Origin of the sequence: Bradyrhizobium sp. 179, assembly GCF_023073535.1 — a bacterium.
Classification (GTDB): Bacteria; Pseudomonadota; Alphaproteobacteria; order Rhizobiales; family Xanthobacteraceae; genus Bradyrhizobium.
Genome location: NZ_JADPJR010000116.1, coordinates 164,917 through 178,118, shown reverse-complemented (window position 1 = coordinate 178,118; position 13,202 = coordinate 164,917). Strand labels below are relative to the sequence as shown.

Here is a 13,202-nt window from a genome sequence, read left to right as displayed (position 1 = left end):
CCACTTGTGGGAGAGGGTGGCTCGCCGCGATAGCGGCAAGACGGGTGAGGGGTCTCTCTCCGCGAATTCAAATCAGAGTTTAGTTCACCGATAGAACCCCTCATCCGGCGCTTCGCGCCACCTTCTCCCACAAGGGGAGAAGGGAAGAAAAAATCACCCCTTCCTCTCCGGCACGCGCTTGATCTTGGCGCCGAGCGCGTTCAGGCGTTCCTCGATGCGCTCGTAGCCGCGCTCGATCTGGTCGGCGTTGTTGATGGTGGAGGTGCCCTCTGCGCAGACGGCCGCGAGCAGCATGGCCATGCCGGCGCGGATGTCGGGCGAGATCATCGATGCGCCGCGCAGACGGCTAGGACCGGCGATGATGGCGCGGTGCGGATCGCACAGAACGATGCGCGCGCCCATCGCGATCAGCTTGTCGACGAAGAACATCCGCGATTCGAACATCTTCTCGAACATCAGGATCACGCCCTCGCATTGCGTGGCGGTGACGATCGCGATCGACATTAGATCGGCCGGGAAGGCCGGCCAGGGCTGGTCCTCCAGCTTGGGCACGTGGCCGCCGAAATCGTCCTGGATCTTCAGCGTCTGGTTCGAGGGCACGATGAGGTCGTCGCCCTCGACGCGGCAGAGGATGCCGAGCCGCTCAAACCCCATGCGGATCGAGCGCAGATGCTCGACGCCGGCACGGGTGATGCGTAAGGATGAACGCGTCACCGCCGCAAGCCCGATGAGCGAGCCGACCTCGATATGGTCGGGCTGGATCCTGTAGGTCGCACCGCCCAGCGTGGCCTGACCGTGCACGATCATGGTATTGGTGCCAATGCCCTCGATCTTCGCGCCGAGCGCGACCAGGAAGTTGGCGAGGTCCTGCACATGCGGCTCGGACGCGGCATTACGCAAATAGGTGACGCCGTCGGCGGAGACCGCCGCGACCAGCGCGTTCTCGGTCGCGGTGACGCTCGGCTCATCCAAAAATACGTCCGCACCGGCGAGCTTTGGCGCGCGGAATTCGAGCCGGTCGGTTGCGGTCACCTTGGCACCGAGCTGTTGCAGCGCCAGCACATGGGTGTCGAGCCGGCGCCGGCCGATGACGTCGCCGCCGGGCGGCGGCAGCATCACTTCGCCGCAGCGGGCGAGCAGAGGACCTGCGAGCAGGATCGAGGCGCGGATGCGCACGCACAGCTCCGGGTCGAGATCGGCGGCACGGATGCTCTTGGCGTGGATGTGCAGCGTATTCCGCTCGGTCCACTCCGCCGCGGCACCGACCGAGCGGACCAGCTCGACCAGTGTCTCGGTGTCGCGGATCCGCGGCACGTTCTGAAGCGTCACCGGTTGCTCGGTGAGCAGCGCGGCCGCGATGATCGGCAGCGCCGAGTTCTTGTTCCCGGACGGCTCGATCGAGCCCGAGAGCCGGTGACCGCCCTCGACGATGTATTGGATGGGCGCCAAATGGGGTCTCGCTGTCTTGTTGGTGGGGGGCGGTTTTCGAGCCGGAAACTACAGAGAATTGAGTGCGGGAGCAATTGCGCTTGCTGCCGCTGACGTCCGTCCGTCAGCCCCCGAAAGGCTCAAAGCAGGCCGATGATATTGCCGACCAGATAGAGAATTGCGATCAGGATCAGCGCACCGATCATGACGAAGGAGATCTCGATCGCAATGGCGCCGGTGCCGAGAATGGCCGCACCGGCCAACGGTTCATGCCACTTCGTCGCGATGGCAGGTGGGCAGGTTCACCTTTCCGCCGGGGAGAGGTGTGCCCGCACCGAGCGCCAAGGAGAGGTGTGCCCGCACCGAGCGCCAAAGCGCAGCACGCCTCAGATATCGATCGTCGCGCTGAGCGAATGTTCCTGGATAAAGTCGCGGCGCGGCTCGACCACGTCGCCCATCAGCTTGGTGAAGATGTCGTCGGCCTCGTCGACCTCCTTGACCTTCACCTGGAGCAGCGAGCGCCCGTCGGTGTTCAGCGTCGTTTCCCAGAGCTGTTCCGGGTTCATCTCGCCGAGGCCTTTGTAGCGCTGGAGCGTGATGCCCTTGCGGCCGGCGTCGGTGACGGCCTCGAACAGATCGACCGGACCGTAGACCATGTGCTCGACATCTCTGCGCCGCAGCTTGCCTGGGCGGGCATAAACATCTTGAAGCTTTACCGTGTACTCGTCGAGCTTGCGGGCCTCGGCGGACCCCAGGAAGGCGTCGTCGATCACAGCGGCTTCCTTGACGCCGCGCACCGTGCGCTCGAACTGAAAGCCCTGGCCCTCGACATATTGCCCGACCCAGCCGCGCTCGACCTCCTCGGCCTGGTTGTCCAGCCGGCCCGCAATGTATTGCGCCGCAGCCGCGGCCTTCTCGGGATCGCCGTAGATCGCCTTGTTCAGCACGCCGGTAATGGCGGCCTGCTCGATGACCTTGCGGTTGTAGCGGCTGTGCAGGTTGCGCAAAATGCTGCGGACCACGCGGGCGTCGTCGACCAGCGAGCGCAGGTCGCGGCCCGTACGGTCGCCGCCGGTTCCGGGAACGAAGACGCAATCATCGAGGCCGGTGTCGATCAGATAATCCTCCAGCGCGCGTTCGTCCTTCAGATATTGCTCGGACTTGCCTCTGGAGACCTTATAGAGCGGCGGCTGGGCGATGTAGAGATAGCCGCCGTCAATGATGTCGCGCATCTGCCGATAGAAAAAGGTGAGCAGCAGCGTGCGGATGTGGGCGCCGTCGACGTCGGCGTCCGTCATCACGATGATCTTGTGATAGCGCAGCTTCTCGATCGAGAACTCGTCGCTGACGCCGGTGCCCAGCGCGGTGATCAGCGTGCCGATCTGCTCCGACGACAGCATCTTATCGGGACGGACGCGCTCGACGTTGAGGATCTTGCCGCGCAGCGGCAGCACCGCCTGGAATTCGCGGTTGCGGCCCTGCTTGGCGCTGCCGCCTGCCGAGTCACCCTCGACGATGAAGAGTTCGGATTTGGCCGGGTCCTTTTCCTGGCAGTCGGCGAGCTTGCCGGGCAGCGAGGAGACCGACAGCGGGCTCTTGCGGGTCAGCTCGCGCGCCTTTCGCGCAGCCTCGCGGGCCGCGGCCGCCTGGATCACCTTGCCGACGATCACCTTGGCTTCGCTCGGGTGCTCCTCGAACCAGGCCTGGAGCGCCTCGTTGAGGATGTTCTCGACCACGGGACGCACCTCCGAGGACACCAGCTTGTCCTTGGTCTGAGACGAGAATTTCGGGTCGGGCACCTTCACCGATAGCACGGCGGTGAGGCCTTCGCGGCAATCGTCCCCGGTCAGCGCGATCTTTTCCTTCTTGGCGTTGGCCTCGGCATAGCCGTTGACCTGGCGCGTCAGCGCGCCGCGGAAACCGGCCAGATGGGTGCCGCCGTCACGCTGCGGGATGTTGTTGGTGAAGCACAGCACATTCTCGTGGTAGCTGTCGTTCCACCACAGCGCGGCCTCGACGCCGATGCCGTTGGCTTCCGCGCGCACCATGATCGGCGCCGGCACGATCGCCTTCTTGTTGCGGTCGAGATATTTGACGAACTCCTCGACGCCGCCGGAATAGTGCATCTCCTCGCGCTTCTCGACCGCGTGGCGCATGTCGGAGAGGGCGATGTTGACGCCGGAATTGAGGAAGGCGAGCTCGCGCAGCCGGTGCTCGAGCGTGGCGAAATCATATTCGATGTTCTTGAACGTCTCGGTCGAGGCGAGGAACGTCACCTCGGTGCCGCGCTTGCCTGGGGCATCGCCGACGACCTTGAGCGGTGCGACGGCATCGCCATGGGCGAACTCGATGTAGTGCTCCTTGTTGTCGCGCCAGATCCGCAAGCCCAGCTTGCTGGACAGCGCGTTGACGACGGAGACGCCGACGCCGTGCAGGCCGCCGGAGACCTTGTAGGAATTCTGGTCGAACTTTCCGCCGGCATGGAGCTGGGTCATGATGACCTCGGCCGCCGAGATGCCTTCGCCCTTGTGGATGTCAACCGGAATGCCGCGGCCGTCGTCGCGCACCGTGACGGAATTATCGGCATTGAGGATGACGTCGACGCGCGTCGCGTGGCCCGCGAGTGCCTCGTCGATCGCGTTGTCGACGACCTCGTAGACCATGTGGTGCAGGCCCGAGCCGTCGTCGGTGTCGCCGATATACATGCCCGGGCGCTTGCGGACGGCGTCGAGACCCTTGAGCACGCGGATCGATTCCGCGCCGTAATCGCTCGCGTTGGAGAGCTCGTTTTCGGCAGCGGACTGCCGAGCAGGTTCTGTCATGAGAGGCCTTCGAGATGTCGCCCGAATCAGCGGCGCAAAAGGCGCTGATTTGCGGGCTATTTGTGCCATGAAAGAGGGTTTGCGCCTAGCGCAAAGTATGCTGTCGCAACCCTTTGAGCAGATAGGGTTTTTCGACCGATTTTCAAGGCTCGTGAGAGCCGATTCCAAGCCTCAAAAAAAGCGCGATTCGGGGAGGCGTTTACGGGCCCGGAAGGGCGTTCAATGCCGCTTTTGGCTTCGGGCAGAGACTCGTCCGTTTTCGACGTCAAAGACTTCGCCGCTGGCGCCGATCTCGGCGAAGGCAGCGGGGTCCGCGCCGGTCAGCCAGACCTGCGCGCCGAGCTTTTTCAGCTCCTCGAACAGCGCCGCGCGCCGGTTCGGATCGAGATGCGCGACGACTTCGTCGAGCAGCAGCAGCGGCGCGATGCCAGTCATCTCGGCAACCAGACTCGCATGCGCCAGCACGAGACCGATCAGCAGTGCTTTCTGCTCGCCGGTCGAGGCGTCGCGCGCCGGCATGCTCTTGGGCGCATAGACCACCTGGAGGTCGGTGAGATGCGGGCCGTCGGTGGTGCGGCCGGCGATGGCATCGCGCGGACGGTTATCGCGCAGGATCTGGCGGTAGCGGTCCTCGACCGACGTCGCGGTCTCGCTAAGCAGCGCGTTCTCCATCCAGCCGTCGAGCGCGATGTGCGCCGACGGGAAGGCGGAGGCCTGCGCGCGCGCATTGAGCATGCCGGTCAGCCGTGCCGCGGTCTGTCCGCGCATTGCGGCGACCGCGACCGCAAGCTCGGCGGTCTCGCGCTCGATCGCGTCACACCAATGGTCGTCGTAATTGCGCGTCTCGAGCAGGCGGTTGCGCGAACGCAAGGAACGCTCCAGCGCCGCGATACGGCTGGAATGGTCGCGGTCGATGGCGAGCACCAGGCGGTCGAAGAAGCGCCGTCGCTCGGAGGCCGCGCCCATGAACAGGCTGTCCATCGCCGGCGTCAGCCACACCATGCGGATGTGGTCGCCGAACGAAGCGGCGGAATTGACCGGCTCGCGGTCGATACGGCAGCGCCGGCTCACGGAGCTGTCGGGCCGCGGCGCATCGATGCCGGTGCCGAGCGTGGCGAGCCCGAGCGCGCCCTCGACCTGCGCCGACACCGCCCAGGAGCCGTCGCCCTGGTTGTCGGCGACATCTTCCAGCCTCGCCCGGCGCAGGCCGCGCCCCGGCGACAGGAACGAGATCGCCTCGATGCAATTGGTCTTGCCCGCCCCGTTCGGCCCGACCAGCGCCACCATGTCAGCCGCCGTCTCGAGCCCCGCCGCCCGGTAATTGCGAAAATGCGTCAGCGTCAGGCGATGAATGCGGGAGGGGGTCATCAGTTCTTCGTCGTGAACGGGATTCTTCCCCTCTCCCCTTGTGGGAGAGGGTGGCGCCTCACGTAGTGAGGCGACGGGTGAGGGGTATGTTACCGCCCGGCAAGCTTTGCAAGGATGTCCTCCAATACAGAGGCGGGCTGCTGTAGCACGTCATTATTCCAATAGCGCGCTATAGAGAAACCTTCCGCGGAGAGCGCGGCTTCACGAGCTGCATCGCGTTGCGATTCAACGTGCTGGCTTCCGTCGATCTCGATCACAAGACGCTTCTCGAAGCAGACGAAGTCGAGAATGTAATTCTTGAACGGGACTTGCCGGCGAAACTTGAAGTCCGACAGGCGTCGCTCCCTGAGCAGCCGCCACATCGCGCCTTCCGCATCGGTCGGCTCGCGCCGCATATTCTTCGCAAACGCGCGGAGATGTTTGGGGACCGGCCGATGGGACGGCTCTTGCGGCACTAACCCCTCACCCGACCGAATGTATATCTGCCAGCGGAGCTGCCCTCTCCCACAAGGGGAGAGGGCGCAATAATGCGCGTCGCGCCTGGCTCACGAAGGATTTCGGGGCCGAGAGCCACCTCCCTCACACCCGCATCGGCATCAGCACGTACAGCGCGCTCTTGTCGTCGCGGTCTTGCACCAGGGTGGGCGAGCCGGGGTCGGCGAGCCGGAGCGTTGCGACGTCGCCTTCGATCTGGGCGGCGATATCGAGCAGGTAGCGGGAGTTGAAGCCGATATCGAGGGCATCGGAGGCGTATTCGACCTCCAGCTCCTCGGTCGCGCTGCCGGAATCCGGATTGGTCACCGACAGCACCAGCTTGCCCGCCGACAGCGAAAGTTTTACCGCTCGCCCGCGCTCGCTCGAAATCGTCGAGACACGGTCGACCGCGTTCTCAAAATCCTTCTTGTCGACGACGAGCTCCTTGTCGTTGCCTTGCGGGATGACGCGGCCGTAGTCGGGGAAGGTGCCGTCGATCAGCTTCGAGGTCAGCACCACGTTGCCGATGGTGAAGCGGATCTTGGCCTGTGACAGCTCGATCGTCATCTCCGCCTCGGTGTCCTCGATCAGGCGCTGCACCTCGCCGACGGTCTTGCGCGGCACGATCACGCCGGGCATGCCCTCGGCACCCTTGGGCTGAACCAGGTCGAGCTGGGCGAGGCGATGGCCGTCGGTGGCGACGCCGCGCAGGGTCGCGGCCTTAGGCGTGCCGGCCGCATGCAGATAGATGCCGTTGAGATAGTAGCGCGTCTCTTCCGTCGAGATCGCGAACTGGGTGCGGTCGATCAGCCGCTTGACGTCCTTGGCGGCGAGCGAGAACGAGTGCGACATGTCGCCGGCGGCGAGATCCGGAAAGTCGTTCTCCGGCAGGGTCTGCAGCGTGAAGCGCGAGCGGCCGGCGCGGATCGCCAGCACCGCACGGTCGCCGTCGGCCTCCAGCACGATCTGCGAGCCGTCCGGCAGCTTGCGCACGATGTCGTAGAACATGTGCGCCGGCACGGTGGTGGAGCCCGCGGTTGCGGTCTCCGCCGGCAGCGTCTCGGTCACCTCGAGGTCGAGGTCGGTCGCCTTCAGCGACAATTTCGCGCTCTCGGCGCGAACCAGCACGTTGCCGAGGATCGGGATCGTGTTGCGGCGCTCGACCACGCGATGGACATGGCCCAGCGACTTCAGGAGTTGCGCGCGTTCAACCGTAACCTTCATTGCACTACTCGCCCGATCCCCAAGATGAGAAGGCCGGGCGGCGGGACGCGCGCCACGGCACCGAAGACCCCAAAAAGCCGGATCATCCTGCCGATATGACCAAAGCTGTCAGGGTCGCGCAAGGTGGCGCGGATGGCCTCCGGATTCAAGGGATCGGAGGCAGTTCCCCCACGATTTACCGCCCAGAACGAAGGCCGCCGCCCAGGCCTGGCCGGGGCGGCGGGAGCATGGCGGGAGCTCTAGGCGTTTATTCCTGAAGCTGGCGCTTCAGCGATTCCACTTCCTCGGACAGCGCGGTGTCCTTGGAAACCAGCGCCTCGATCTTGCGCACCGCATGCAGCACCGTGGTGTGATCGCGTCCGCCGAAGCGGCGGCCGATCTCGGGCAGCGAGCGCAGGGTGAGCGTCTTGGCGAGATACATCGCCACCTGGCGCGGGCGGACCACGTTGGCGGTGCGACGCGAGGACAAGAGATCGGAGCGGCTCACGTTATACTGCCGCGCCACCACGCGCTGGATGTCCTCGATCTTGATGCGCTTGGGCTCCTGCGGCCGGACCAGGTCGCGCACCTCGTGCTCGGCCATTTCCAACGTCACCGGCCGGTTGTTGAGTTTCGAATGCGCCAGCAGACGGTTGATCGCGCCTTCGAGGTCGCGGCCGTTGTGTGTGATGGTGCGCGCCAGATAGTGCAGCACCTCCTCGGGCACCTCGAAAGTTGCATGGTGGGCGCGGGCCGCCGCGACACGCGACTTGAGAATGCCGTGCCGCAGCTCCTCGCCGAGCGAGCCCATCTCGACCACGAGGCCGCCGGCGAGCCGCGAGCGGACGCGATCGTCCAGGCTCTCGAGGTCGGACGGCGGACGGTCGGCCGCGATCACGACTTGGCGGCCGGCGTCGATCAGCGCGTTCAGCGTGTGGCAGAACTCGGCCTGGGTCGACTTGCCTTGCAGGAACTGGAGATCGTCGATGACGAGCACGTCGATGCCGCGCAGCGCTTCCTTGAAGGCCAGCGCCGTCTGCGTCTTCAGCGCGGCGACGAAGCCGTACATGAATTTCTCCGCAGTGAGATACAGCACCTTACGCTCGTTGCCGGAATTGCCGGCCCAGGTCACCGCCTGCAGGAGATGCGTCTTGCCGAGGCCGACGCCGGCATGGATGTAGAGTGGGTTGAACATAACGGGGTCGCCGCGGCGTCCTTCGGCGACCTGGCGAGCGGCTGCATGCGCCAGCGTGTTGGAGCGGCCGACGACGAAGCTCGCGAAGGTCAGGCGCGGATCGAGCGGCGAGCCGCCGAGCGCGTCATGATTGGCCGAGACCGGCGCGGTCGCGGTCGAGCGCAGCTCCGGCGCCGGCGTGCGGCGCGCCTCGACCGGGGCGGGCGCCTCCTTCGGCTGCGCCAGCGGGCGCACCGCCGAGCGGACCGTGAGATCGATGCGATGCACTTCCGGCATCTCGGCCTGCCAGCACGACAGCACGCGCTCGGCGTAATGGGCCTGAATCCAGCTCTTCAGGAAGCGAGTCGGGACCGAGAGCCGCACGCTCTCGTCCTGCACGCCTTCCAGATCCATGCGTGCAAACCAGCTCGTGTAAACGTCTTCGCCAACGCTCGAGCGCAGCCGACCCTTCACGCGTGACCAGCGATCCTGTTCCATTGTCATCGTCTGAAAAACTTCTCTTGAGAGATAAGGTTGCGTTGTGAGCGCCATGCAGGGTTCCTGCCGGAATCCCTGGAATGGCACGACCTCAAGCGAGTCCATCGTCAGGCATGGCTCGACCGTCCGGCGAGAACGCCGCGTCCGATCAGCGATGTCAGAGATGAAGGGGGTCGCGAGGTCAGCGCGTACTCTGCGCGCTCTCACACGTGGGAGGCTGGCCGTATGACGGATCGGAGACGGCATCGCCGCAAGATGGACACTGTGTCAATACCGCGTTGAATCCGTAGGACATGATACCTCCCCGTCCCGCCGTGATTGCTCACGACAAGGTCCTGCGTGTGAAAGACAGCCGCACCTGAAAGCCCCAGTCGCGGATGCCCTGCCCGTCTATACTCGTCGTCCGCTCGACGTCGCCGCCTTGCGAGCCGGGGTAGCCTTGCGATGTCTCTCGTGAGCGCTTGGCGCGAGGCGGGAAGATCCCGCTTGGAGACATTCAGACAAAAAACTACCATTCCCATATTGCTATGGGTTTTGCACCGACATCGCTTGTTGAAGCGTCGCCTACGTGCCCATCGCCGCCGATTTGCACGCTCGCCCCGTTTCCTAAACCGCGCTGGTCTCAAGATCGTGGGCGCCGCTGACGACTTAAGGAATACACTAAGCGGAAAGACTCGCAATCGAATTGATTCACACTTGAGGCATCAAAAAACTTGATCTGCGTTAATGGCGCGCCCGAGTTGTTCACAGGCTCCGAAGCAAGTTTTTGGATTCGTGCACAGAATCGAGAACGCCGCGCCTCATGTGACAAATTCTCCGCCACTGCCAATTTTTTTTAACAAATTCGTCACGCCCCTGACGTGCCGGCGATTTTTCCAAACGCTTGCGATCACTATGTCGATAAGTGATTAGCGAGACATCGTTTTTTGAGTCTCGTTTTGCAGGGTAACTCCACGCCGACGTGCGTTCCTGTGAATCTACGGTGTGTAGAACTTTCGTCGCTCGCGGATTCAATTCGGGCCGGCAGCGCAGGCGTTTTTGCAACGCGGTGAAAGTTTCCGCTGTTGCAGAACATCTGCAGGTAGAATTACGGGACGAAGAATAGCGCAGACGATCCAGATCTTCCAATGCGAAGATCGAGCAATGGCGTCACTGCTTGCGTGAATATGAAGCCAACGAAAAAGCCCGGCGCGAGGCCGGGCTTTGTTTGACGTGCTGATCGGGTCGGCCGATCAGATTACGCCGCGCGATTACTTGGCGAGCTTGGCGATCTGCGCGGTGAGGCGCGAGACTTTGCGGCTGGCGTTGTTCTTGTGAATGATGTTGCGCTGGGCGGCACGCATCAAGGCCGGCTCGGCATTCGCCAGCGCCTTCACGGCAGCGGCGCGATCGCCGGTGTTGATGGCTTCCTCAACGGTGCGCACGGCGCCGCGCATCTGAGTGCGGCGCGACTTGTTGACGGCGGTGCGGCGGGCGATCTTGCGCGTCGCTTTCTTGGCGGAAGTGGTATTGGCCATGGTCTCAATGTCCTTTGCGGTACCGGTCGCGTCTTGGTCGGGTAGCGCCGGCTGCTTGACCGCTTAATCGACGCTCGGATTTAGGGTGTTCGGTTGCTGGGCCGTTCCCGGAACATGAGCGACGGCCTTGCGGCCGTCTCTGAGGCTCCAAAGAGTCTTAAGCTCAAGGTGCCTGCAACTGCTCAAAGAACAGCGGCGGCAGGATTGCGCCCACCGCCAGTTAGCGCCCTTATAGAGAGGGTCTTCGGCACCGTCAACGCTTTCGGAGTTGGAAAAGCGGCCGCGAACGGGCTGGAGGCCGGCCGTAAGGCCCTGAACAGGTTGAATTTCTGCCGTCGCCCGGCTATTGGCTGGCGACGTTCTGCAACGCCGTCCGCTCGGACGAGCATCGTAGGTGAGGCATGATCCGCGGCTTTTTTCGACTTATTGGGCTGTTGCTGCTCGCCGGCGGGTTCATTTTCATGGTCTATGACGGCGCCCGCTGGGTGGCCGACCAGACCCTCAAGTTCACCCGGTTCGGGCAGTTCTGGAACGACATCAATCAGGCCAGCCAGACCGCGTTCCGGACCTGGGTCGAGGCCAAGGCGCCCTGGCTCTGGACCTCGGTGATCCGCCTGGTGCTGGATCAGCCGGTGTTCGCCGTCCTCGGCGTTCTCGGCATCCTGCTGATGATCCTGTTCCGCCCCCGGAAACCGCTGATCGGCTATTCCCGGGATTGAGCGCGCGCGGGGGGCGTAACAGAGCTACCTCTCGCTGCGTAGATGCTTATATTCCCCACTGATCGCGAGCTCGCCGCCTGAGCGCCTGTCTCATGGACCGGTCGGCTCGTTGCGGAGACCCAACCATGCTGTTCATGCGCAAGACCACCGCATTGCCGAGCGCAACTGAGGCGCTGCCGGGCCGTGCGCAAGCCATCCCGACTGCGACCACCCATTTCGTCAACGGTGCGAAGCTGCAGCCGCCTTATCCCGCCGGTCTCGAGCAGGCGGTATTCGGCCTCGGCTGCTTCTGGGGCGCCGAGCGCAAGTTCTGGGAGCTCGGCGATGGCGTCCATGTGACTGCCGTCGGCTATGCCGGCGGTCACACGCCGAACCCGACTTATGAAGAGGTCTGTTCGGGCCGCACCGCCCACACTGAAGTGGTGCTGGTCGTGTTCGATCCCAACAAGATCTCCTACGACAGGCTCTTGAAGACGTTCTGGGAGAGCCACAATCCCACGCAGGGCATGCGCCAAGGCAACGATGTCGGCACGCAGTACCGCAGCGCGATCTACACCTTCAGTGACGCGCAGAAGAAGGCCGCCGATGAATCGAGAGCGCTCTATCAGAAGGCGCTTACCGCAAAGGGTCTCGGCGACATCACCACCGAGATCGCGCCCGCCGGCGCATTCTATTTCGCCGAGGACTACCATCAGCAATATCTGGCGAAGAACCCCGCCGGCTATTGCGGCTTAGGGGGCACCGGCGTGTCCTGCCCGATTGGAGTCGGTGTGGGCGCGTAATTGTAAGTGGTCGAACCGTGCTGCGCTTATCCTCCCTTGGAGGGTAGAGCAATCGCGTATACTTCCGGCAATGCCGGAGCGCACGCCTCGTCCTTCGAGACGACCGCTTCGCGGTCTCCTCTGGATGAGGCTAAGCAGCACCGTGCTGGTTGACGCTACTGCCACGCATTCCGTCCCTTATCCTGAGACGCCCGCCTAAAGCGGGCGTCTTGAAGGACGGTCACAGGAACCCGCTCTCAACCTCCAGGCGAGGGTACGAAACGCTTTATTAACCATAATCAGTGCAAGACGGGAGCTGTCTCGTTTCGAGGGATGGGTCCGGTGCCGGTTGCACGCGCGTTTCGATGGTCGAGTTTGGCAGCGTCCCTGGCAGCGTCCGCCGCGCTTGCCCTTGGCGGCTGCATGCAGGCCGCCGGCCCTGTCGCGGTGATGCAGCCGCGCCCCGACCTCGACTCCATGGCCTATGGCCAGCCCTATAGCGCGCCGCAGCCCGTTGTCGTCGCCGACGGTGGCGGCGCCATCGGCGCGCTGCGCAATTCCTTCGCCTCGTCGCCCGCGCCCATGCCGGTCGGCTACGCCGCGCCCAGGGCGGCGCCGGTGCGCTATGACTCTTCCTACCATCTCGATGCTGGCGACAAGCTGCGCGTCGTGGTCTACGGCCAGGAAGGTCTCACCAACAGCTATGCGATCGATGCCGGCGGCTCCATCACTATGCCGCTGATCGGCGCGGTGCCGGCGCGCGGACGCACCACGGCGGGCCTTGCCGGCGAAATCGCCGCACGCCTGCGCAACGGCTATATCCGCGAGCCCTCGGTCGCCGTGGAGATCGAGGCCTATCGCCCGTTCTTCATTCTCGGCGAGGTCCTCGCGCCCGGCCAATATCCTTACGTGCCGAACATGACGGTCGAAAGCGCGGTCGCCATCGCCGGCGGCTTCTCGCCCCGCGCCAAGCGCGATGTGGTCACGGTCACGCACACCGAAGCTGGCGTCGCTCTGCGCGCCATCGTCCCGCTCGGCACGCCCTTGGCGCCGGGTGACACCGTGTTCGTCGGCGAGCGCTGGTTTTAGGTTTCAGCCGAACCATCTCTGTCATCATTCCGGGGCGCGCGTGAGCGCGAGTCCGGGATCCATTCCTCCACCAACTCCGTGGCACGATGGATTTTTCGGGTCTGCGCCTGTCGGCGCATCCCAGAATTGACGATGGTGAGAGTGGGGGC

11 protein-coding genes are annotated in these 13,202 nt (G+C 64.2%); 3 read left to right on the top strand and 8 right to left on the bottom strand.

From position 1 onward, the window contains the following. Positions 1-153: 153 nt before the first annotated feature. The 8 genes from murA to rpsT all read right to left on the bottom strand — a co-directional run bounded on the left by murA (position 154) and on the right by rpsT (position 10,484). The gene (gene murA / locus IVB12_RS27575) at positions 154-1,449 is read right to left on the bottom strand and encodes a UDP-N-acetylglucosamine 1-carboxyvinyltransferase (RefSeq protein WP_247303785.1); all 1,296 of its coding nucleotides are present in this window, start codon (positions 1,447-1,449) and stop codon (positions 154-156) included. A 119-nt stretch (positions 1,450-1,568) separates the two neighbouring features. Then, the gene (locus tag IVB12_RS38210; RefSeq protein WP_256466489.1) at positions 1,569-1,691 is read right to left on the bottom strand and encodes a hypothetical protein; all 123 of its coding nucleotides are present in this window, start codon (positions 1,689-1,691) and stop codon (positions 1,569-1,571) included. A gap of 123 nt (positions 1,692-1,814) precedes the next feature. After that, entirely contained in the window at positions 1,815-4,250 is a 2,436-nt protein-coding gene (gene gyrB / locus IVB12_RS27570; RefSeq protein WP_247303784.1) for a DNA topoisomerase (ATP-hydrolyzing) subunit B, read from the bottom strand. A gap of 219 nt (positions 4,251-4,469) precedes the next feature. Continuing rightward, positions 4,470-5,618, bottom strand: a complete 1,149-nt coding sequence (gene recF / locus IVB12_RS27565; RefSeq protein ID WP_247303782.1) for a DNA replication/repair protein RecF — start codon at positions 5,616-5,618, stop codon at positions 4,470-4,472. An 89-nt stretch (positions 5,619-5,707) separates the two neighbouring features. Further along, positions 5,708-6,073, bottom strand: coding sequence for a DUF559 domain-containing protein (locus tag IVB12_RS27560; RefSeq protein ID WP_247303781.1), 366 nt, complete (start codon positions 6,071-6,073; stop codon positions 5,708-5,710). Positions 6,074-6,197: 124 nt separating this feature from the next. After that, on the bottom strand, positions 6,198-7,316 hold the full coding sequence (dnaN, locus tag IVB12_RS27555; RefSeq protein ID WP_247303780.1) for a DNA polymerase III subunit beta: 1,119 nt from the start codon (positions 7,314-7,316) through the stop codon (positions 6,198-6,200). A 247-nt stretch (positions 7,317-7,563) separates the two neighbouring features. After that, positions 7,564-8,973, bottom strand: a complete 1,410-nt coding sequence (gene dnaA, locus IVB12_RS27550) for a chromosomal replication initiator protein DnaA (RefSeq protein WP_247282031.1) — start codon at positions 8,971-8,973, stop codon at positions 7,564-7,566. A 1,244-nt stretch (positions 8,974-10,217) separates the two neighbouring features. Continuing rightward, positions 10,218-10,484, bottom strand: a complete 267-nt coding sequence (rpsT, locus tag IVB12_RS27545) for a 30S ribosomal protein S20 (RefSeq protein WP_247303779.1) — start codon at positions 10,482-10,484, stop codon at positions 10,218-10,220. Positions 10,485-10,885: 401 nt separating this feature from the next. Between rpsT and IVB12_RS27540 the strand changes: the two genes are divergently transcribed. The 3 genes from IVB12_RS27540 (at position 10,886) to IVB12_RS27530 (ending at position 13,053) form a co-directional block, all read left to right on the top strand. Next, positions 10,886-11,203, top strand: coding sequence for a hypothetical protein (locus IVB12_RS27540; RefSeq protein ID WP_008540289.1), 318 nt, complete (start codon positions 10,886-10,888; stop codon positions 11,201-11,203). Between the two features lie 125 nt (positions 11,204-11,328). Next, complete coding sequence (gene msrA / locus IVB12_RS27535; RefSeq protein WP_247303778.1) at positions 11,329-11,985, top strand: peptide-methionine (S)-S-oxide reductase MsrA; 657 nt, start codon at positions 11,329-11,331, stop codon at positions 11,983-11,985. A gap of 321 nt (positions 11,986-12,306) precedes the next feature. Further along, positions 12,307-13,053: a polysaccharide biosynthesis/export family protein gene (locus IVB12_RS27530; RefSeq protein WP_247303777.1), complete on the top strand. Its 747-nt coding sequence runs from the start codon at positions 12,307-12,309 to the stop codon at positions 13,051-13,053. Positions 13,054-13,202 lie beyond the last annotated feature (149 nt).